The following is a 20,913-nucleotide window of genomic DNA, read 5'->3' as shown; positions in this document are numbered from 1 at the left end:
CACACAGCGCAAAGCTCGGCGCCAGACAGCTTCAGCGAGACCCTGCGCGGGCTGTGGCCATTGACCGACCGGTCATCACCCTGAGCAGAATGTTGAGCCGCCACAGACTGCGCCGGATATTTTCCATCGACCACCCGGCATTGGGATTTGCCCGACTCCCCCCAGCACCCTAGAATGCGCCGATGCGCGATGATCTCTCTCTTTTGCTTAACTCCCTCAACGATGCCCAACGCCAGGCCGTAGCGGCCCCCGTTGGCCGTCAGTTGGTCCTGGCCGGTGCTGGCTCCGGTAAAACCCGAGTGCTGGTGCACCGTATCGCCTGGTTGATCCAGGTCGAAAACGCGTCCCCGCATTCCATCCTGTCGGTGACGTTCACCAACAAGGCCGCTGCCGAGATGCGTCACCGCATCGAACAGCTGATGGGCATCAGCCCGGCCGGCATGTGGGTGGGCACCTTCCACGGCCTGGCGCACCGCCTGCTGCGGGCCCATTGGCAGGAAGCAGGGTTGAGCCAGACCTTCCAGATCCTCGACAGCGATGACCAGCAACGCCTGGTCAAGCGCGTGATCCGCGAGCTGGGCCTCGACGAACAGCGTTGGCCCGTGCGCCAGGCGCAGTGGTTTATCAACGGGCAGAAAGACGAAGGCTTGCGCCCGCAGCATATCCAGGCCAGCGGCGACTTGTTCCTGGCGACCATGCGCAGCATCTATGAAGCCTATGAGGCTGCCTGCGCACGCGCTGGCGTGATCGACTTCTCCGAGCTGCTGCTGCGCGCCCTCGACCTGTGGCGCGACAACCCCGGTTTGCTGGCCCATTACCAGAAACGCTTCCGCCACATTCTGGTGGATGAGTTCCAGGACACCAACGCCGTGCAGTACGCCTGGTTGCGCCTGCTGGCCAAGGGCGGCGACAGCCTGATGGTAGTGGGCGACGACGACCAGTCGATCTATGGCTGGCGCGGCGCGAAAATCGAGAACATCTACCAGTACTCCGACGACTTCCCGGACGCGATCACCATCCGCCTGGAGCAGAACTACCGCTCTACCGCCGGCATCCTCAAGGCCGCCAACGCCTTGATCGCCAACAACACCGGGCGCATGGGTAAGGAACTGTGGACCGACGGCGGCGAAGGCGAAGCGATCAACCTGTACGCCGCCTTCAACGAGCACGATGAAGCGCGCTACGTGGTGGAAACCATCGAAAGCGCGTTGAAAACTGGCCTCTCGCGCAGTGACATCGCCATCCTGTACCGCTCCAACGCCCAATCGCGGGTATTGGAAGAAGCCTTGTTGCGCGAACGTATCCCGTACCGCATCTATGGCGGCCAGCGTTTCTTCGAGCGCGCCGAAATCAAGAACGCCATGGCCTACCTGCGCTTGCTGGAAGGTCGCGGCAACGATGCGGCGCTGGAGCGGGTGATCAATATCCCGGCCCGTGGCATCGGCGAAAAAACCGTCGAAGCGATCCGCGACCATGCGCGCCACGCCGATGTGTCGATGTGGGAAGCGATGCGCTTGCTGATCGCCAACAAAGGCCTGACTGGCCGTGCCGCCGGTGCGCTGGGCGTATTTGTCGAGCTGATCGAGAACCTGGCCGCCAAGTGCCTGGAAATGCCTCTGCACTTGATGACTCAGACCGTGATCGAGCAATCCGGGCTGATCGCCTATCACGAAGCGGAAAAGGGCGAAAAAGGCCAGGCACGGGTAGAAAACCTTGAGGAACTGGTCAGCGCCGCCCGTGCGTTCGAAAACACCGAGGAAGACGAAGAGCTGACCCCGCTCGCCGCTTTCCTCGGCCATGCATCCCTGGAAGCCGGCGACACCCAGGCCGATGAGCATGAAGACAGCATCCAGCTGATGACCTTGCACAGCGCCAAGGGCCTGGAGTTCCCGTATGTGTTCCTGGTGGGCATGGAAGAAGGCCTGTTCCCGCACAAGATGAGCCTGGAAGAGCCCGGCCGCCTTGAGGAGGAACGCCGCCTGGCCTATGTGGGCATCACCCGGGCGATGCAAAACCTGGTGATGACCTACGCCGAGACCCGACGCCTGTACGGCAGCGAGACCTACAACAAGGTGTCGCGCTTCGTACGTGAAGTGCCGAAGGGCCTGATCCAGGAAGTGCGCCTGTCCAACAGCGTCAGCCGCCCGTTCGGCGGTGGCCAGCAGCAGAACTCCAGCAGCATGTTTGCCGGTTCCGAGATTCCGGAAACCCAATTCAGCCTTGGCCAGCAGGTCCGGCATTCTGTGTTCGGCGAAGGCGTCATCCTCAACTTCGAGGGGGCCGGCGCCCAGGCACGCGTGCAGGTGAACTTCGCCGAAGGCAGCAAGTGGCTGATGATGGGTTACGCGAAGCTCGAAGCCGTCTGAAACATTAATGAGGTGAGGGAGCAGGCTCCCTCGCCACAACAAGCCCGCCATCATGAAACACTGCGTAACATGAAGATTATGGGTCCACCCTTGTTTTAGAGAGGTGCGGGCCAATATCTTCCATTAGTCCTACAGACCTTTCGGAATCGGTCTTACGCAAAAGCCCGAAACATTATGCCGCTAGCCACTGTCACTACACCTGTGCAACATGGCGCGCGTGCAATCCACAAATGGGAATTCCCTTTATGAAACGTTTTCTTAGCATCGCCATGGCGTTGTGCATCGGCCTGACGATGAGCCTCGACGCCAACGCCAAGCGCTTCGGTGGCGGCAAAAGCTCGGGCGCGGCACCGACTCACCAGACCAGCCAAATGGCTCCATCCGCCGGTGCAGGCGGTGCTGCCGCTACTGCAGGCGCGGCCGGTGCTGCTGGCGCCGCGGCCAAGGCCGGCGGTGCGTCGCGCTGGTTGGGCCCTCTGGCCGGTATCGCGGCCGGTGGCCTGCTCGCTTCCATGTTCATGGGCGGCGGCTTCCAGGGCATGCAAATCTTCGACATCCTGATCATGGCCGTCATCGCCTTCCTGGTCTTCCGCTTTATCGCCGCCCGTCGTCGCAAGCAGCAGGAGCACATGGCTCCAGCCGGCGCGCCGATGCAGCGTGAAGTGTTCGAGCAGAAGCCTGCCATGGGTTCGATCTTCGGTGGTTCGGCAGCGCCTGCTGCGGCCCGTCCGGTGATCAACGCACCGGCCTGGTTCAACGAAGAACGTTTCGTCGAAGCGGCCCGCAACCACTTCCAGTCCCTGCAGCAGCACTGGGACGCCAACGAAATGGACAAGATCGCCGAGTTCGTGACCCCGCAACTGCTGGAGTTCCTCAAGCGCGAACGCGCTGAGATCGGTGACGCGTTCCAGTCGACCTACATCGACGACCTGCGCGTACAGCTGGAAGGTGTGGATGATCGCGCCGACAAGACCATCGCCACCCTGACCTTCAGTGGTGTGTCGAAGACCTCGCGCTTCGACCAGGGCGAAGTGTTCAGCGAAAGCTGGAACATGGAACGCCCTCAAGGCGAAAACCAGCCTTGGCTGGTCGCCGGTATCCGCCAGAACGGCTGATAGCCCCGCGCTTGCAAGCCGTAACAAAAAACCCCGGACATGTCTCATGTCCGGGGTTTTCTATTTCACGGTTGCACTTATAGCGAGCTACTGTATAAAACGCCCCTATAAACCGCGCCATCTAGCAAGAGGATCCCGGCCGTGGAAGAAATCATCGAACAATTGCGTGAAGCCAACGAACCGGTCCCGGTTCCTCTGGAACTGCCCGACGAAGATCAACTGGTGGAAATCGAAGAACAACTGTTCATCGACATCCCGTTTGTCTTCCGTGAATTCCTGCTGACCGTCAGCGATGTGGTGTACGGCAGCCTGGAGCCGGTGACCGTCACCGACCCGCAATCCCACACCTACTTGCCGGACGTGGCCGCCAACGCCTGGGATGCGGGCGTTGACCGCAGCATGATCCCGATCTGCCAGGACGGCGACGACTACTACTGCGTCGAAGAAGACGGCACCGTGGTGCTGTGGTCCGGCGAAGAAGAACTCGTCACCGAAGAGACGTGGGAATCGGTCTGGCACTGGGCGCGGGACGTCTGGCTGGAAAGCTGAGACCTGATCCCTGTGGTGAGCGGGCTTGTCCCGCGCCAGGCCGCGGAGCGGCCTCCATCAGTGCTCCGGCGTATCCTTGTGGTTATCCAGCGTCTCCAGCAAGGCCACCTGCATCCGCGTGTGCACGCGGATGAACCACCGCCAGAGCACCGCCGCTACCGCCGCCGTAACTACGGCAATCAGTACCAGCAACTTGTTGGTCGGCAGAATACTGGCCGACAAGGCTGCCAGTAGCAGGAAGATCACCAGCAGCGACAGAATCGGGATCAGCTCGGCAATCACCCGCCGCACCCGCTGGGTATGCCGCCCGGCCATTTCCGGTTTCACGCTCATTTCCGCCAGCAACATCGACAGCGCCTTGAGCTTGCGGTACGCCGCAATCAAAAACGGCAGCGACAACAGCAACGCCCCGCCCCAGATCAATGCCTTCTGCCAGCTTGGATCATTGATCCAACCTTCCAGATACCCACCAATGCGCGCCGCAAAAAAGCTGCCGGCGAAGAAAATCGCGATTACCAGCGCCAGGTTCACGCCGACTTGCAGGATGATTCTGCGGATCATCGACGCCAGCATCGCGCCCTCGCCCTGAGGCTGAATGCTGCGCAGCCACTCGCCGTACATACCGAATACCCGGCTCATGCGCTTGGGCATCACCGCGGCGATCTTCAGCGACAGCGGATCAGCACCGCGAATCAGGTAAGGCGTCAGCAGCGTGGTGATCGCCGAGACGGCGACCGCCACTGGATACAGGAAGTCACTGGTCACCTGCAAGGTCATGCCCAGCGCGGCGATGATGAAGGAAAACTCGCCAATCTGTGACAGCCCCATGCCCACGCGCAGTGAGGTGCGACCGTCATTACCGGCGATAAATGCGCCGAGGCCGCAGGACAACATCTTGCCCAGCACCACTGCCACGGTGATCACCGCGATGGGCCAGGCGTATTGCAACAGGATCTGCGGGTCGATCATCAGGCCAATCGCAACGAAGAAGATCGCGCTGAACATGTCGCGAACCGGCTCGATCAGGCGCTCGATCTTAATCAATTGCTTGGACTCGGCCATGATCGCGCCGATCAGGAACGCGCCCAGCACCATGCTGTATTCGAGCTTGACCACCAGCAGGCAGAAACCGAAACACAGGCCCAATACGGTGATCAGCAGCATCTCGTTGCTTTCGAACTTGGCCACATAAGCCAGCAGGCGCGGTACCAGCAAGATGCCGATCACCAAGGCGACGATCATGAACAGCGAGAGCTTGCCGACCGTGGAGAACACCTCGCCGGAGCTCACCGTGCCACTCACGGCGATGCTCGACAGCAAGGCAATGATGCCAATGCCAAGGATGTCCTCGACGATCAGCACGCCGAAAATCAGCTGCGCGAAACGCTGGTTCTTCATCTTCAAATCATTGAGGGCCTTGACGATGATGGTGGTCGAGGAAATCGCCAGGATCGCGCCGAGGAACAGCGAGTCCATGGTGTTCCAGTCAAACCAGCGGCCGATCTCGTAGCCGATCCAGATCATCAGGATGATTTCCAGGAAGGCCGCGATAAACGCCGTGGCGCCCACCTTGAACAACTTGCGCAGGCTGAACTCAAGGCCCAGGCAGAACATCAGGAAGATCACCCCCAGCTCGGCGAGGGTCTTGATGGTGTCTTCGTCGTGGATCAGGCCGAACGGCGGGGTGTGGGGGCCGATGATGAAGCCGGCAACGATGTAACCCAGCACCACCGGCTGCTTGAGGCGGTGAAACAGGATAGTGACCACCCCTGCCACCAGCATGATCACGGCCAAGTCCTGGATAAAGCTGATGGCGTGCATGGCGAGGGGCTCCTTGAGGGTACCGGCGCTTTTCCCACTTCCGCCCGCGCACATGGAAAGTCGCAAAGTGCGGAAGGAAAAGTCTGCCTTGATCGTAAGAAATGCCCTGAGATGGGCTTTTGAAGGTTAACACCGCGACTTCCAGCAGAAAGCCGGTGCAATATATGGAAACAGATCGGTGCAGGCGTGACGGCAAGCCGACCACCGGCGTCCCGTAAAGGATGGCGCTGCAAAGATTCCAGCACCCGCAGAGGTGCCCCCCAACCAATGCCTACAACCCGTGAGTGTGCTATGGAACCCGGAAACGCCCAGCTGTCGATGACGGTATTGATGACCCCTGACATGGCCAACTTCTCAGGCAATGTCCACGGCGGCACCCTGCTCAAGTACCTCGACGAAGTGGCCTACGCCTGCGCAAGCCGTTATGCCGGTCGCTATGTGGTGACGCTGTCGGTGGATCAGGTGATTTTTCGCGAGCCGATCCATGTCGGCGAACTGGTGACGTTCCTTGCGTCGGTCAACTACACCGGCAATACGTCGATGGAAGTGGGCATCAAGGTGGTGACCGAAAACATCCGTGAACGCTCGGTGCGCCACACCAACAGTTGCTTCTTCACCATGGTGGCCGTCGACGACCAGCGCAAACCGGCCGCCGTGCCGCCGCTGCAACCGCAGAACAGCGAAGACAAGCGCCGGTTTGTACAGGCCCAACAGCGTCGGCAGATTCGCCAGGAGCTGGAAAAGCGCTACCAGGAAATCAAAGGCTAACAGGCTGATCGAATCAAAATGTGGGAGCAAGCCCCCTCCCACTTTGGGTTTTGTGTACTTAGAGACCGATCGGGGTGGCTTCAAAACGTACGCGTGGGTGGGCGATACGATCCTGAGCCCGCACCAGCTCCAGCTCATAACTGGCGCAGGCCTGGGTTTCCAGCAGCACCTCGTGCACAGCCGCCGCGGTGAACTCAAAGGCGGCCAACAGGCTGTCGCCCAACAACACTCGCGCCAGGAACAACCCAGACGTCAGGTCGCCCACGCCCACCGGTTGGCGCGGGAAGGCCAGCAGCGGCCGACGCAGGTGCCAGCTGCCGTCGGCGGTCACCAACAACATCTCGAAACCGTCCGGCAACTTGCCCGGGTAATCCAAATGCTTGACCAGCACGGCCTTTGGCCCGCGTGCCAGCAACGCCTTGGCCATCGCCAGGCAATCGAACAGCGACTGCGGCTTGCGCCCGGCAAAGCTGTCCAGTTCCAGTTGGTTGGGGCACAGGAAGTCGGCCATGGCGACGGCTTCGTCGAGCAGAAAATCGCTGACGTCCTGGGACACGATGCAGCCTTTTTCCGGATGGCCCATGACCGGGTCGCACAGGTACAGGGCCTTGGGATTGATGGCTTTGATCCGCGCCACGCCGGTGAGAATCGCCCGGCCCTGGTCCGCGCTGCCCAGGTAGCCGGACAGCACTGCATCACAATTGCCCAACTCACCGATGGCGGCAATGCCTTCCACCAACGCAGGAATTTGCTGCGGTGCCAACACTTCGCCCGCCCACTGTCCATACTGGGTGTGGTTGGAGAACTGCACCGTGTTCAGCGGCCAGACATTCACCCCGACCCGCTGCATGGGGAACACGGCGGCGCTGTTTCCGGCGTGGCCAAAGACCACATGAGACTGGATCGCAAGCAGATGAGGTGTGCGTTTCATGCAGGGGATTTCCGTAAAGCCATTGAAATTCTGGCCGCGCAGTATGCGACTAAACGCAGCCTGTACGACAGACCGGCGACACAGTTAAGCTGCTCTCACTTTGTTGGAGTTTTTCGCATGCTGACCCTGGGAAACATGTTCGTGTTGATGCTGCTGGCGACCGGCGCCGCCTGGGTGTGGCACAACCACGGCCTGCGCGAGCGGGCGCTGGCGCGGGTCAAGCAGCATTGCGCCAAGCTCGATATCGAATTGCTCGACGGTGCCGTCGCGTTGAAGCGCATCGGTTTTGTGAAAGACGCCCATGGCCGGCGGCGCCTGGCGCGTATCTACAATTTCGAGTTCACCGTCACGGGCGAGACCCGTCACAGCGGGACCATCACCCAATTCGGCGCCCACAGCGCACAAATCGAACTGGCGCCCTACCCGTTCGAGGCCAAGGAGGCGCTGCCCAGCGCTGAAGTCATTGAGCTGAGCCAATGGCGACAGGACCACGCGGCCAAGAACCGTCAGTAACGGCAGGCTGCCAGCGCGGCCTGTAACGCGACCACGTCCTGTGGGGCGCTGAAGATCAGTTCGACACGAGAGTCGCGGCGCCATTCACTGGGCTGCCAGGTGAACGAGCTGTTATCCACAGCGTTAACGGAAATCCAGCGATCACGGCTGTGGATAACCAGTTTGGCGCGGCGCCATTCAAGACTTTTGAGCCACAGCGCCAGACGCTCGGGATCAAATAGCTGGCTTGGATGCCAGCGCCAACCAATACTCCAGCCGCCCTCCTGGGCCTGGCTCAAACAAATGGGCAGCGCGGGATCGCTCCAGATGGCCGGCAGTTGGGCCAGCCCATTGGGCACTGCAAAGTTATCCACAGCCGCGCCTGCAATTGCGTCCAAGCCAGGTAACTGGGCCAGCGGCAACTGCGCCTGGCGTGTCCAGTAAATCGCACAATCAGGTAATTGCCGTTGGATCCCATGGCGCTGCGTGGCATCCAGCGCTTCATCCTTGTTCAACACCAACAGCCCGGCACTGGCCAGTGCCTCCTGCTGCGCCATCGGCAAGGGCTTGCCCGCCGCGAGCGCTTGGGCGTCCAGCACCAACACACAGGGCTGAACCGCCAGCACCGCTTGCCACGGCGCTTCGCGCAGCTGCTTGAGCAACTGCGCCGGATGGCCCAGGCCCGAGGGTTCGATAAACAAACGATCCGGCTTGGCCCTACGCAACAGTCGGCCCAGGCCTATCTGGAACGGTGCACCATTCACACAACACAGGCAGCCACCAGCGACTTCGCCGAGGGCAATGCCGTCGCCGTCCTGGGTCAGCAGCGCAGCATCCAGGCCGATCTGCCCGAACTCGTTGATCAACACCGCCCAGCGCTCGTTGGCCGGGCGTTGGGCGAGCAGGTGCTTGATCAAGCTGGTCTTGCCGGCGCCCAAAGGCCCGGCAATCACGTGGGTAGGAATGTTCTGCAGCATCAGGGGCATCGTTCAGACCGTGTAGAGCGTTTGATCCTACGCGGTTACGCGAGCCAATCCAGCGTCAGAATCAGTCGGCGCTCATCCGCTTTCAGGCCGGGTGAGCGATGGATCAGGCCGTGGCCTTCGTTGCCATGCCATTTGGTGCCCTTGAGCAGGGCGACTTCACCGCACTGAATCTGCTCGATGCGCTCGCTGGGTTCGGCGTCCGGCTGGCTGAGCTTGCGCCGGTCCATCACGCCTTCACGCAACCACTGGCTGCCGACACCCGCATAGGTGGTGATCAACCGCACCGGCACATGATCGACGTGAAAACGCGGGCACATGGCTTTATCCAGCAGCCGCAGGCGCACGCCGATGCGCTTGGCGCCGAGCAGGCAGGCAAAGGCGCTGACCAGCCATGACACATCGGCGACAAAGCCTTCATACCCCTCAAGATCACGGCAACTGGACGCCAATCCCTGCAAGTTCGGCTCGGCGTCTTCGCTGTTAAGCTCAATCACCATCGAATCAGCCAACGGCTCGTTAAGTGCCACCAGCAAGGCGCCGAACTCGGCAATATGCAGCGGCAACTGGCGCTGCCACAGCGCCAGGTTCACGCCGTCCTCAAGGATGTCAGACAGCGCCAGCGGGGTTTCACCATGGGTCTGGCGAATCACGGGGCGCAAGGGGATAACCGGTGCCAGCATCAGGCTGCCTCTTCATACCAGGGACCAAACGGATCAGCCAGCAGGCGCCAACCTTCGACGCCCAGGGCCATTTCTTCATCATTGAGCAGGCACGCGTCCAACTCGGCGCGCATGTGGGCGAAGTCGATGTTCTGCCCGATAAACACCAGTTCCTGACGGCAGTCGCCGGTGCTGAGTTGCCAGTTGCCCATGATTGCCGCGACGCTTTCTTCGTCCTGAGGCCATTGGCTTTTCGGCACGAAACGCCACCAGCGCCCGGCAAACCCGTGACGCATCAGGCCGCCAGCCTGGGACCAGCTGCCGGCGTCCTGATGTTTGCTGGCCAGCCAGAAAAAGCCCTTGGAACGCAGCAATTTGCCGTTCACCCAGGGCCGGTCGATAAAGTCGAAGAAGCGTTGCGGATGGAACGGGCGGCGTGCGCGATAGGCGGTGGACGCGATGCCATATTCTTCGGTTTCCGGCACATGCTCACCGCGCAACTCTTGTAGCCAGCCTGGCGCTTGGGCGGCGCGTTCAAAGTCAAAGCGGCCGGTGTTGAGGATCTTGTGCAGCGGCACCTCACCCATGACCATCGGGATGATTTCTGCCTGGGCGTTGAGGCGCTCAAGGATGGCCATCAACTCTTCACGTTCGCTGCTGCTGATCAGGTCGATCTTGCTGATCAAGATCACATCGGCGAATTCGATCTGCTCGATCAACAGGTCGGTGATCGAGCGTTCGTCCTCTTCCCCAAGGGTTTCGCCCCGTGAGGCCAGGCTTTCGGCGGCCTGGTAGTCGAGCAAAAAGTTCATGCCGTCGACCACGGTGACCATGGTGTCCAGGCGTGCGATATCGGCCAGGCTCTGGTCGTTTTCATCGCGAAAGGTGAAGGTTTCAGCCACGGGCAACGGTTCGGAGATACCGGTGGATTCAATCAACAGGTAATCGAACCGACCTTCCTTGGCGAGCTTTCCGACCTCTTCCAGCAAGTCTTCACGCAGGGTGCAGCAGATGCAGCCGTTGCTCATCTCCACCAGTTTTTCTTCCGAGCGATTGAGCGTGACGTCGCGCTGCACCTCACTGCCGTCGATGTTGATTTCACTCATATCGTTGACGATCACCGCCACACGCAGATTTTCGCGGTTGCGCAGGACATAGTTGAGCAATGTGCTTTTACCGGCGCCGAGAAAGCCGGACAACACGGTAACGGGGAGACGATTGGGCATCAGGTATTCCTCATCAGGGTCGGCCGGTCAAATCGCCCGTTTATGGCGTTCGCGCAGCTCTTCACGTTCTTTGGCTTCGATACACAGGGTGGCGGTGGGACGTAGCAGCAGACGTTGCAGGCCGATGGGTTCTCCGGTCTCACGGCACCAGCCGTATTCGCCACGGGCCAGCAGTTCGAGGGCGTCGTCGATCTTGTCCAGCAGCTTCTTTTCCCGCTCCAGCAGACGCAGTTGCCATTGGCGTTGCTCTTCGGCGCTGCCGACATCGGCGGGGTCGCTGTTGGGTTCCTGCTCGCGCAGCACCAGGAATTCGCCTTCGATGCGCGCTTGCAGTTCCGTTCGCTGATTCAGCAACAGTTCGCGGAAGAAGCCTTGCTGGGCTTCATTCATGTAGGCGGCAGGCGGTTGGGTCAGCAGGTCTTGTTCGGTCATGGGGAGCGGGTCACGGGTCAGGCTGTGCTTTTATGTTATAGTATAACAATACAAATAAGCCAATCCCCCTTGCTCGCTGCGACGAAGGGCGCAATGCTTGAACACCTCCCAGCCCCGAGAAACCTTATGAAATACCTGGTGTGCGCCCTGTTATTGGCAGCGGCAGGGCCTGCCTGTGCACAAGCGCCGAGTCCGCTGGCCAACTGCACGCGCAGTGTCAACGTGCTGGCCTGTGTCGACCCGCTGGGCAACGCCTACAGTGTGGCGACGGTGGGCAACACCACGTATTTGCGCGGTTTCGAAGTGGCCGGCAAACGCTATTGGGCACAAACCAACAGCCGGTATGGGCAACTGACGTTTTTCACTGGCTTGGCCTCGGATGGGGAGGCGTGGGTCGGCTACACACGGCGAGTGGGCTGGACCACGATCAATCGGTTCTCCAGCTCCGGAGGGGCCAGCGCCAAGTTCACCTGTAGCCGGATCACCGGCTGCTAGGCCTGAGGATTCTTCTGTTGCTGAACCCACGCCATGTAACTGTTCATCGGCGGATTCTTCTGGAAGTAGTTTTTCAGGCCATCGAACAAACCATCCGCCACCGCCTGTTGATGGCGCGCCGTCACCAAGCGCTGGGCGTCCCGGGCGTTGGAGATAAAGCCCGTCTCCACCAGGATCGACGGCACATCCGGTGACTTGAGCACCGCGAACCCGGCCTGTTCCACGCGTTTCTGATGCAGGCTGGTGATGCTTTGCAGGCTGCCCAACACCGAGCTGCCCAGTTGCAGGCTGGAGGCGATGGTGGCGTTCATCGACATGTCGAGAATCACCCCGGCCAGCATCGGGTCCTTGTCCTTGAGATTGAGCAGCGTGGTGGCGCCCAGCAGGTCCGCGCCGTTTTCACGCTGGGCCATAAAACGCGCCGTGGCCGAAGTGGCGCCGCCCTCCGACAGCGCATACACCGAGGCCCCCGAGGCCGTAAGCCGTGGCGCGGCATCGGCGTGCACCGAGATAAACATATCGGCCTTGTGCTGGCGGGCGATGTCCACGCGCTTGCGCAGCGGTACGAAGAAGTCGTCGTTGCGCACCAGTTTCACGTCAAAGCCCTTCTCGCGTTTCAGCCGCTTGGCCAGCAATTGGGCGATGGACAACACCACGTCTTTTTCGCGCTGGCCCTTGGAGCCGATGGCGCCCGGGTCTTTGCCGCCGTGGCCGGGGTCGACCACCACCATGATGTCGCGCTTGGGATGCGCCTTGTCCACCGGCGCCACCAAGGGCGCAGGTTCAGCGGCGATTTGACGGGGCGCCTGAGTGGCACTGGTCAGATCGAGCACCAAGCGATGCCCCTGACCTTCCTGCGGTGGCAATACAAAGCTGTTGAGCTGCATCGGTGCGGCCAGGTCGAGCACGATGCGCGTATCCGCCTTGCCGAAATGCCCCGAACGGATCGAGGTTATCCCACTGTTCTTCAACTCAAGTTGAGAAAAATCACCACTGAGCCCCGCACCGCTGAGGTCGATGATCAGGCGCTCCGGCGCAGTCAGGGAGAAGGTCTTGTACTGCACCGGACCGCTGAGGTCGAACACCAGCCGCAGCTTGTCGTTTGAGCGCCACAATCGCGCGTTACGGATCTGCGTGGCGTGGGCCGTGAACGGCAACACAAAAAAGGGGCTGGCCAGGAGCAGATTGAGAAGCTGACGTCTGTGCATGACAAATACCGCAAATAAAGGAGCGTCCGTACTCGACATGACTGAAAAAAGGCTAGGACAGAAAATTCATCGTCGACTCTATTGTTATACTATAACATGTCGAATTATTTCCAACGATGGACCTGCTCATGAACGCGCTGACTCTGCCGGATATCGCCGCGCAGGCTTCACGCCAAGCCTTGCCACTCGACTGGGTGGGCATGTGCGGCATCGCCCTGCCAATCCTGATCGACGGTCAGCGCCTGACCGCCACCGCCGATGCCGGCGTGAGCCTGGACGACGGCACCGCCCGTGGCATTCATATGTCACGCCTGTACCTGGCGCTGGAGATGCTCGACCAGCAGCCCCTCACGCCTGCACTTCTGCGCAATGTACTGCAGCGCTTTCTCGACAGTCATGAAGATTTATCTAAGAACGCCTACCTGCGTATCCATACGAATTTGCTGTTGAAACGCCCGGCGCTGGTGAGCCCTTTGGCCGGTTGGAAGAGCTATCCAATCAGCATCGAAGCACGCCTCGAAAACCAGATGTTCCACGTGGAACAAAAAATTGACGTGACTTACTCCTCGACCTGCCCCTGTTCCGCAGCCCTTGCCAGGCAGTTGATTCAGCAGCAATTTCTCGAAGATTTCGCCGACAAGCCGTTGCAGCATGAAGCCGTGCTGACGTGGCTCGGCAGCGCCAATGGGATCATCGCCACGCCCCACAGCCAGCGCAGCAGCGCACAGCTTCACGTACATCTGCAAGGCGATCATCTGGCGCTGACTGACCTGATCAACGACGCCGAAGCTGCCCTCGGCACCGCCGTACAAACCGCTGTGAAACGTGCGGACGAACAAGCCTTCGCCCTGGCCAACGGGCAGAACCTGATGTTCTGCGAAGACGCCGCACGCCGCCTGAACCTCGCCTTGAGACGCTCGGATGCCGTCAAAGCCTTCCACCTGAAAGTGATCCACGCCGAAAGCCTGCACGCGCACGATGCCGTGGCTGAAAGCCGCTGGACGAGAAACCCTGAATGATCACCTGCAACGCGCTGCGCTGGGGCGCCCCCGGCCAACCGCTCACACCCGCCGTGGATTTCACTTTGGAAAAAGGCAGCCTTACTGGCGTTATCGGTCCCAACGGCTGCGGTAAAAGCAGCTTGCTGAAAGTGATCGCCGGGCTGCAAAAGCCGCTGGCCGGCAAGGTGGTCGTGGATGTTCCACGCCGCGGCGGCCTGGCGTTTCTGCCTCAGCAGCAGCACCTCGACCGCCAGTTCCCCATCAGCCTGCAAGAACTGGTCGCCGCCGGTTTCTGGGGCAGCCAACTCACGGCGCACCAACGCAGCCAGCGCCTGCAAGCGGTACTGGAGGACTGGTGCCTCAGTGGCCTGGAACAGCGCCCTTTGATGGCGTTGTCCGGTGGTCAATTGCAGCGCGCCCTGCTCGCTCGCATGAGCCTGGCCGAGTCGCCGGTGTTGTTGCTGGATGAACCCCACGCGGCCCTCGATGAAGACGGCCAGGCACTGTGCTGGAAACATATCCACGCCTGGCATGCCGAAGGCCGCACGCTGATCATCGTTTGCCACGACTTGACGTCCGTACGCCACCACACCGAGCACGTTCTGCACATCAAAAGCACCGGCTGCGTGTTCGGCAACAGCAAAGAGCTGATCCGCCCACAACCCCAGATGCAGGTGGCTTGATGCACTTCGCCGCCCACCTGTGGATGCCCTTCGTCGATTTCGTGTTTATGCGCCGCGCTTTGATCGGCGGGCTGGTGCTCGCATGCAGCACCGCGCCGCTGGGGGTTTTCCTGATCCTGCGCCGCATGAGCCTGATCGGAGACGCCGTGGCCCACGGCATCCTGCCCGGTGCTGCGCTGGGCTTCTGGTTCGCCGGGCTCAGCCTGCCGGCGCTGACCATCGGCGGCCTCGGCGCCGGCTTGAGCATGGCCGGCCTGTCGGCGTGGATCACCCGCCGTACCGGCCTGCGCGAAGACGCCAGCCTCGCCGCCATCTACCCCATCTCACTCGCCGCCGGAGTGCTGATCCTCGGCATCGCCGGCAAGCGCCTGGACCTCTTGCACCTGCTATTCGGCTCCGCCCTGGCCGTGGACGCAACCACCCTCACCGGCATGCTCTGGGTGTCCGGGTTCAGCCTGATCGCCATGGGGCTGATCTACAAACCGCTGCTGCTCGACACCCTCGACCCGCTGTTCCTGCAAACCGTCAGCCGTCTCGGCCCGCTGGCCCACGGGCTGTTTTTAACCTTGGTGGTACTGAACCTGGTGATCGGCTTCCAGGCCATCGGCGCGTTGATGGTAGTGGGTTTGATGATGTTGCCGGCCATCGCTTCACGTTTCTGGAGCCGGCGCCTGCCGGTGTTGATTGCAGTATCGGCGGTGCTGGGATGCCTGTCGGTATGGCTTGGCTTGTTGTTGTCGTTCTACTACTCACTGCCCAGCGGCCCGGCGATTGTGCTGGTGGCTGGCGCGGGGTACCTGCTGTCCGTGGTCTTCGGTCCGGTGCACGGTTTGCTGCGCCGCCCGCCCCTGCTTACATCCCAATGAGGTGTTTCCCGATGCGCGCTCTACTCGTGCTGTTCAGTCTGCTGCTGCCGCTGTCGATGGCCCAGGCCGCCGACAAACTCCAGGTGGTCACCAGCTTCAGTATTCTCGATGACATCACCCACCAGATCGGTGGCGATCACATCCAGATCAGCAACATGGTCGGCCCGGATGCCGACGCCCACACCTACGAGCCCACGCCGGACGACGCCAAGGCGCTGCTCAAGGCCAAGCTGATCATCAAGAATGGCCTTGGCTTCGAACCCTGGCTGGACCGCCTGGTAACCAGCACCGAAACCAAAGCCACGGTAGTCACCGCCAGTAAGGGCGTGATCTCCCACACCATGGAAGAAGACGGCGAAACCATCCCCGACCCGCACGCCTGGCACAACCTGGCCAATGCTGAAATCTACGTGAACAACATCACCAAGGCGCTGGTGGCCGCCGACCCGGCCAACACCGCCGATTACCAGCGCAACAGCCAAACCTACCTGAAGGAAATCTATCGCCTGCTGGCCGAAGCCAAGACCAAGTTCGGCGCCCTGCCACCCGGCAACCGCCGCATTGTCACCTCCCATGACGCCTTCGGTTACCTGGGCCAGGCCTATGGCATTCAGTTCCTTGCACCTCAAGGCCTGTCGACCGAACGGGAACCCTCCGCCGCTGAAGTCGCTGCGCTGATCACCCAGATCCGCAAAGACAAGGTCAAGGCCGTGTTCATGGAAAACATCAAGGACTCGCGCCTGCTCAAGCAGATCGCTGACGAAAGCGGCGCGCAGATCGGCGGCACGCTGTACTCCGATGCCCTCGCCGCCGAAGGCCCCGCCAGCACGTTTACCGGACTGTTCGAATACAACCTCAACACCTTGTGCGCGGCTCTGAGCAAGCCATGAACCTGAGCATGCTCGAACTGGAAGGGGCGGCCATTGGCAGTCGCTTTCCACTCGAACCGGTGCTCGACGCGCTGGCGTGGAACAGCGATGGCTTGATCGCCGCCATCGCCCAGCAACATGGCAGCGGCGCGGTGTTGATGCTGGCCTGGATGAACCGCCAGGCCCTCAGCGAAACCCTCGCTACCGGGCAAGTCTGCTATTGGTCGCGCTCGCGCCAGCAACTGTGGCGCAAAGGCGAAAGCTCCGGTCACTGGCAACAGTTGGTGGAAGCACGCCTGGATTGTGACGGCGACGCGGTGCTGCTGATCGTCAACCAACTCGGCCCGGCCTGCCACACCGGCCGGCCCACCTGTTTCTACAACGCCATCGATGCGACCACGTCCACATCATCACGGAGCCCAGCGCATGATCCGCAAGAACCCTTCCGGCGATCTGCCAGTGATTGCCGAATCGGCCTACGTCGACAAAACCGCCATCATCTGCGGCAAGGTCATCATCGGCGAGAACGTCTTCGTCGGCCCTTACGCGGTGATCCGCGCCGACGAAGTCGACGCCAGCGGCGCCATGGACCCGATCACCATCGGCGCCAATTCCAATATCCAGGACGGCGTGGTGATCCACTCCAAATCCGGCGCGGCAGTGACCATCGGCGAATTCACCTCCATCGCCCACCGCTCCATCGTCCACGGCCCGTGCTCGGTGGGCGATCGCGTGTTCATCGGCTTCAACAGCGTGCTGTTCAATTGCGCCGTGGGCGACGGTTGCGTGGTGCGCCACAACTCGGTGGTCGATGGCCGCGACTTGCCGGCCGCGTTCTACGTGCCCTCCACCACCCGCATCGGGCCCAACACCGACCTCTCGCAATTTCCACCGGTGAGCGTCAGCGCCTCGGAGTTTTCCGAAGACGTGGCGCGCACCAACGTTGATTTGGTACGCGGCTACAAAGCCCTGCAAAACGAGTTCTGAACCATGAGCCGCCTGCTGATCCGCAACGCCCGCCTGGTCAATGAAGGCCAGATTTTCGACGCCGATGTGCTGGTCGCCAATGGCCGTATCGAGAAGATCGCCAGCAGCATCACCGGCTGCAATGCGCCGTTGTCCATCGACGCCAAGGGCCAATGGCTGTTGCCGGGCATGATCGACGACCAGGTGCACTTTCGCGACCCCGGCGCGCCGGACAAAGGCAGCTTTTACAGTGAGTCCCGTGCGGCGGTGGCTGGCGGCATCACCAGCGTGATGGACATGCCCAACACCAATCCGGCCACCCTGAACCTGGAAGCCCTGGCCGATAAAAAGCGCCGTGCGGCGCTGCACTCGGTGGCCAACTACGGCTTTCACTTTGGGGTGAGTAACGACAATCTCGACACCGTCGCGGCCCTCGACCCCTGTGAGGTGGCCGGGGTCAAAGTGTTCATGGGCGCTTCCACCGGCAATATGCTGGTGGACGATCCACGGATTCTGGAGCGCCTGTTTGCCGACGTGCCGACCATCCTGCTGGCCCACTGCGAACACACGCCAAGCATCCAGGCCAACGAACTGCGCTTGCGCGAGCGTTTCGGCGACAACATCCCCGCCGTCGCCCACCCGCTGATCCGCGATGCCGAGGCCTGCTATCGCTCATCGTCTTTCGCGGTGGAGTTGGCAAAGCGCCACGGCACACGCTTGCATGTGCTGCACCTCACCAGCGCCCGGGAACTGGCGCTGTTCGAAGACAAGCCCCTGGCGCAAAAACGCATCACTGCCGAAGTCTGCATCCATCACTTGCTGTTCGACGACCGCGACTATCACCGCCTCGGCCATCAGATCAAATGCAACCCGGCGATCAAGACACGCGCCGACCGCGAAGCGCTGCGCGAGGCGTTATTGAGTGACCGTCTGGATGTAATTGGCACTGACCATGCGCCGCATACCTGGGCGCAAAAACAGCTGGCGTATCGTGAAGCGCCGTCAGGGTTACCGCTGGTGCAACATGCGCTGCCGGCGTTACTGGAGTTGGTGGCGGACGGCCTGCTGCCGCTGACCACGCTGGTCGCCAAGACCAGCCACCGGGTCGCCGACCTGTTTGCTATCCCGGACCGCGGTTATCTGCGTGAAGGGTATTGGGCCGACCTGGTGCTGATCAAACCCGAGCCCGAAGGCAAGCCGGTGAGCGAAGAACCGATCCTCGCCCGCTGCGGCTGGACGCCCTTTGCCGAACGCAGCTTTCGCCACAGCGTCAGCACCACCCTGGTCTCCGGCCACCTGGCCTGGCACAACGGCCAGGGGGTCGACAGCTGCCAGGGTTTGCCGCTGCATTTCTTGCGTTAGGCGCGGGGTTTGACCGTGCCGCAATCGTTGCCCAACCACTGCGCGTGGGTGTCCAGGCTGCCCTTCTGCTGAATGCCGGTGGCATTGAAGGTGCCGTTGACGGTGGTGGTGAATTCTTTCTGGCTCTGGAAAGTGGCGACGCCAGTGCCCTGGGCTTTCGGGCAGCTGAAACGGAATTTCCACTGGTTGCCGGTCTTGTCGGTCACCTCCTGTTTGCAACCCGATTGCGGGTCGGTCAGGGGAATCGAGTCAGACGCGACCTGCGCCGGCGTCAGGCACACCTGCACGCCTTTGCCGGCCATGGTGATGCCCTGCTTTTCGAGCATGGCGCGTTGTTCAGGGGTCATTTGTTGCTTGAGCTGACCGAGGATCAGGGACAAGTCCGGCAGGTCCTGGTTATCGACTTTCATATTGCTGGTGGTCAATTCCCACAAGCCCGGCGCCAGCATCTGCGCCTGCGCTGCCACCGGCAGCGACAAACCAACAACCAAGGACAAGCAGAGCAGACGAGCATTCATCGGGTAACTCCTGAGCAATTGTGGGCGTTAGACGCTGCAAAGGCGCCAGTGTTGCACGCCAAATAAAATAGCGACATTCGCAGCCGAACATGGTCTGTTAGGCATTGGATTGCCTGGAGTACCGACGTCCATGGATTTCTTCGGCCCGCACCTGCTCGCCTACTTCATCGCCACACTGCACTTTCTCGGGACTCTCGCCGCGATCCACGCGGTGTTGACCGTCAGGACCGCCCAAGGCTCGATCGCCTGGGCCTTGTCGCTGATGTTCATGCCCTACCTCACGCTGATTCCCTACCTGATCTTCGGCCGCAGCACCTTCGACGCCTACATCCAGGCCCGTCGCCAGGCCAACCAGGAAATGCACACCGCTATCACCGAGCTGAACTGGCGCCCTTGGGTCGAAGAAGCCCTGGCCGCGCGTAACTCCAGTGCCTACGCCTCGTTGCGCGCCATGCCCAAGCTGGGGCGGATGCCGTGCCTGGCCAACAATGAAGTACGCCTACTGGTGAATGGCGACGCCACCTTCAGCGCGATCTTCGACGCGATCCGCAACGCCAAGACGGCCGTGCTGTTTCAATTTTTCATCATTCATGACGACGAACTTGGCCGGCAACTTCACGCGCTGCTGAAGGAAAAAGCCGCCCAAGGCGTGAGCATCTACGTGCTCTACGACCGCATCGGCAGCCACGCCCTGCCCCATCGCTACGTGCAATCGCTGCGCGACGCCGGGGTGCAGGTCAAGGCCTTCGCTACCCGCAGTGGCTGGCTCAACCGCTTCCAGGTCAACTTTCGCAACCATCGCAAAATCGTGGTGGTGGATGGCATCACCGGGTTCGTCGGCGGCCATAACGTGGGCGATGAATACCTGGGCAAAAAACCGCCATTGGCGCCATGGCGCGATACCCATGTGCAGGTGAAGGGGCCGGTGGTGGCGTGCCTGCAGGAGTCGTTTGCCGAAGACTGGTTCTGGGCGGCGCGGGAACTGCCGCCGCTGATTCTGCCGGACGCCTATCCCGAAGACGGTGTGCTCTGCCAATTGCTCGCCAGCGGCCCGGCCGATCCGTATGAAACCTGCTCGCTGTTTTTTGTCGAGGCTATCCACGCGGCGACCGAGCGGGTGTGGATCACCAGCCCGTATTTCATTCCCGACGAAGCCGTGTTTGCCGCCCTGCGCCTGGCGGTGCTGCGCGGTGTGGACGTCCGCCTGCTGCTGCCCTCGCGTCCGGATCACCGCATTGTGTATGCCGCCTCCAGCCTCTACGCCATCGAAGCCGTGCGCGCCGGGGTGCGAGTGTTCCGCTACACGCCGGGGTTTCTGCATCAGAAGGTGGTGTTGGTGGACAGCGAAATCAGCGCCATCGGCAGTGCGAATATGGACAACCGTTCGTTCCGGCTGAATTTTGAAGTGATGTTGCTGACCGTCGATGAAGCCTTCGCCAAAGAGGTGGAACAGATGCTGCTGGATGACTTCGCGCAGGCCCATGAAGTCAGTCAGGAAGAAAGCCGCGAAACCCGGCGCCTGCAACAACTGGGGATGCGGGTGGCGCGCTTGATCTCACCCATCCTTTAACCAGATAACACAAAACAAAATGTGGGAGGG

The 20,913-nt window shown here is 61.3% G+C and carries 21 protein-coding genes and 1 pseudogene; 14 read left to right on the top strand and 8 right to left on the bottom strand.

All coding sequences use genetic code 11. The annotated features are described in order from the left end of the window. Window positions 1-182: 182 nt before the first annotated feature. The 3 genes from uvrD to IQK56_RS15205 all read left to right on the top strand — a co-directional run bounded on the left by uvrD (window position 183) and on the right by IQK56_RS15205 (window position 4,030). Window positions 183-2,366 (top strand): DNA helicase II, encoded by a 2,184-nt coding sequence (gene uvrD / locus IQK56_RS15215; RefSeq protein ID WP_150674536.1) that lies wholly within the window; start codon window positions 183-185, stop codon window positions 2,364-2,366. A gap of 245 nt (window positions 2,367-2,611) precedes the next feature. Further along, window positions 2,612-3,481, top strand: coding sequence for a Tim44 domain-containing protein (locus tag IQK56_RS15210; protein ID WP_122308612.1), 870 nt, complete (start codon window positions 2,612-2,614; stop codon window positions 3,479-3,481). Between the two features lie 141 nt (window positions 3,482-3,622). After that, window positions 3,623-4,030 (top strand): SMI1/KNR4 family protein, encoded by a 408-nt coding sequence (locus IQK56_RS15205; RefSeq protein ID WP_017739032.1) that lies wholly within the window; start codon window positions 3,623-3,625, stop codon window positions 4,028-4,030. 57 nt (window positions 4,031-4,087) lie between these two features. Here IQK56_RS15205 and IQK56_RS15200 read toward each other — a convergent pair whose 3' ends face one another. Then, window positions 4,088-5,851 (bottom strand): cation:proton antiporter, encoded by a 1,764-nt coding sequence (locus IQK56_RS15200; RefSeq protein ID WP_193862158.1) that lies wholly within the window; start codon window positions 5,849-5,851, stop codon window positions 4,088-4,090. 291 nt (window positions 5,852-6,142) lie between these two features. On the opposite strand from IQK56_RS15200, the gene IQK56_RS15195 reads away from it, so the two are divergent. Next, window positions 6,143-6,619, top strand: coding sequence for an acyl-CoA thioesterase (locus tag IQK56_RS15195; protein ID WP_028618540.1), 477 nt, complete (start codon window positions 6,143-6,145; stop codon window positions 6,617-6,619). A 58-nt stretch (window positions 6,620-6,677) separates the two neighbouring features. Here IQK56_RS15195 and pdxY read toward each other — a convergent pair whose 3' ends face one another. Next, window positions 6,678-7,550: a pyridoxal kinase PdxY gene (pdxY, locus tag IQK56_RS15190; RefSeq protein WP_122308616.1), complete on the bottom strand. Its 873-nt coding sequence runs from the start codon at window positions 7,548-7,550 to the stop codon at window positions 6,678-6,680. A 117-nt stretch (window positions 7,551-7,667) separates the two neighbouring features. On the opposite strand from pdxY, the gene IQK56_RS15185 reads away from it, so the two are divergent. Further along, entirely contained in the window at window positions 7,668-8,063 is a 396-nt protein-coding gene (locus IQK56_RS15185) for a DUF3301 domain-containing protein (protein ID WP_122308618.1), read from the top strand. Here IQK56_RS15185 and IQK56_RS15180 read toward each other — a convergent pair. The 4 genes from IQK56_RS15180 to dksA are packed head-to-tail and all read right to left on the bottom strand — an operon-like array spanning window position 8,057 to window position 11,345. After that, the gene (locus IQK56_RS15180) at window positions 8,057-9,019 is read right to left on the bottom strand and encodes a CobW family GTP-binding protein (protein WP_193862166.1); all 963 of its coding nucleotides are present in this window, start codon (window positions 9,017-9,019) and stop codon (window positions 8,057-8,059) included. The genes IQK56_RS15185 and IQK56_RS15180 overlap by 7 nt on opposite strands. A gap of 44 nt (window positions 9,020-9,063) precedes the next feature. Next, window positions 9,064-9,708: a DUF1826 domain-containing protein gene (locus IQK56_RS15175; protein WP_193862159.1), complete on the bottom strand. Its 645-nt coding sequence runs from the start codon at window positions 9,706-9,708 to the stop codon at window positions 9,064-9,066. Then, window positions 9,708-10,913 carry a zinc metallochaperone GTPase ZigA gene (gene zigA / locus IQK56_RS15170; RefSeq protein ID WP_122308622.1) on the bottom strand — a complete coding sequence of 402 codons (1,206 nt, stop codon included), beginning with the start codon at window positions 10,911-10,913 and terminating at the stop codon, window positions 9,708-9,710. The genes IQK56_RS15175 and zigA overlap by 1 nt, the downstream gene beginning before the upstream one ends. 27 nt (window positions 10,914-10,940) lie before the next feature. Then, complete coding sequence (dksA, locus tag IQK56_RS15165) at window positions 10,941-11,345, bottom strand: RNA polymerase-binding protein DksA (protein WP_122308624.1); 405 nt, start codon at window positions 11,343-11,345, stop codon at window positions 10,941-10,943. A 126-nt stretch (window positions 11,346-11,471) separates the two neighbouring features. Between dksA and IQK56_RS15160 the strand changes: the two genes are divergently transcribed. Next, complete coding sequence (locus IQK56_RS15160) at window positions 11,472-11,840, top strand: glutamine synthetase (RefSeq protein WP_193862160.1); 369 nt, start codon at window positions 11,472-11,474, stop codon at window positions 11,838-11,840. Here IQK56_RS15160 and IQK56_RS15155 read toward each other — a convergent pair. Then, window positions 11,837-13,048: an N-acetylmuramoyl-L-alanine amidase gene (locus IQK56_RS15155; RefSeq protein ID WP_122308629.1), complete on the bottom strand. Its 1,212-nt coding sequence runs from the start codon at window positions 13,046-13,048 to the stop codon at window positions 11,837-11,839. The two genes, IQK56_RS15160 and IQK56_RS15155, sit on opposite strands and share 4 nt — an antisense overlap. Before the next feature lie 128 nt (window positions 13,049-13,176). Between IQK56_RS15155 and folE2 the strand changes: the two genes are divergently transcribed. From folE2 to IQK56_RS15120, 7 genes and pseudogenes are all read left to right on the top strand, one after another. Further along, window positions 13,177-14,067, top strand: a complete 891-nt coding sequence (gene folE2 / locus IQK56_RS15150) for a GTP cyclohydrolase FolE2 (protein ID WP_193862161.1) — start codon at window positions 13,177-13,179, stop codon at window positions 14,065-14,067. Then, a complete protein-coding gene (locus IQK56_RS15145; RefSeq protein ID WP_193862162.1) occupies window positions 14,064-14,732 on the top strand; it encodes a metal ABC transporter ATP-binding protein in 669 nt (222 codons plus the stop codon). The genes folE2 and IQK56_RS15145 overlap by 4 nt, the downstream gene beginning before the upstream one ends. Next, window positions 14,732-15,598, top strand: coding sequence for a metal ABC transporter permease (locus tag IQK56_RS15140; RefSeq protein ID WP_150761855.1), 867 nt, complete (start codon window positions 14,732-14,734; stop codon window positions 15,596-15,598). Before IQK56_RS15145 ends, IQK56_RS15140 begins: the two co-directional genes overlap by 1 nt. 11 nt (window positions 15,599-15,609) lie before the next feature. Further along, window positions 15,610-16,488, top strand: a complete 879-nt coding sequence (locus IQK56_RS15135) for a metal ABC transporter substrate-binding protein (protein ID WP_112192805.1) — start codon at window positions 15,610-15,612, stop codon at window positions 16,486-16,488. Further along, a pseudogene (hisI, locus tag IQK56_RS15130) lies at window positions 16,485-16,897 on the top strand (phosphoribosyl-AMP cyclohydrolase). Before IQK56_RS15135 ends, hisI begins: the two are co-directional and overlap by 4 nt. Then, window positions 16,894-17,454 (top strand): gamma carbonic anhydrase family protein, encoded by a 561-nt coding sequence (locus IQK56_RS15125; protein ID WP_048721911.1) that lies wholly within the window; start codon window positions 16,894-16,896, stop codon window positions 17,452-17,454. The pseudogene hisI and the gene IQK56_RS15125 overlap by 4 nt, the downstream one beginning before the upstream one ends. A 3-nt stretch (window positions 17,455-17,457) precedes the next feature. Then, a complete protein-coding gene (locus IQK56_RS15120) occupies window positions 17,458-18,795 on the top strand; it encodes a dihydroorotase (RefSeq protein ID WP_193862163.1) in 1,338 nt (445 codons plus the stop codon). Here IQK56_RS15120 and IQK56_RS15115 read toward each other — a convergent pair. Further along, the gene (locus tag IQK56_RS15115; RefSeq protein WP_112192808.1) at window positions 18,792-19,313 is read right to left on the bottom strand and encodes a DUF3617 domain-containing protein; all 522 of its coding nucleotides are present in this window, start codon (window positions 19,311-19,313) and stop codon (window positions 18,792-18,794) included. The two genes, IQK56_RS15120 and IQK56_RS15115, sit on opposite strands and share 4 nt — an antisense overlap. Before the next feature lie 130 nt (window positions 19,314-19,443). Here IQK56_RS15115 and cls point away from each other — a divergent pair, with 130 nt between their 5' ends. Next, entirely contained in the window at window positions 19,444-20,883 is a 1,440-nt protein-coding gene (gene cls, locus IQK56_RS15110; protein WP_122308642.1) for a cardiolipin synthase, read from the top strand. Window positions 20,884-20,913: the final 30 nt, after the last annotated feature.

The sequence above is a fragment of the Pseudomonas cyclaminis genome, assembly GCF_015163715.1.
Taxonomy (GTDB): domain Bacteria; phylum Pseudomonadota; class Gammaproteobacteria; order Pseudomonadales; family Pseudomonadaceae; genus Aquipseudomonas; species Aquipseudomonas cyclaminis.
Note: the sequence above shows the minus strand (reverse complement) of the source record. Positions and strands in the feature narration are given on the sequence as shown.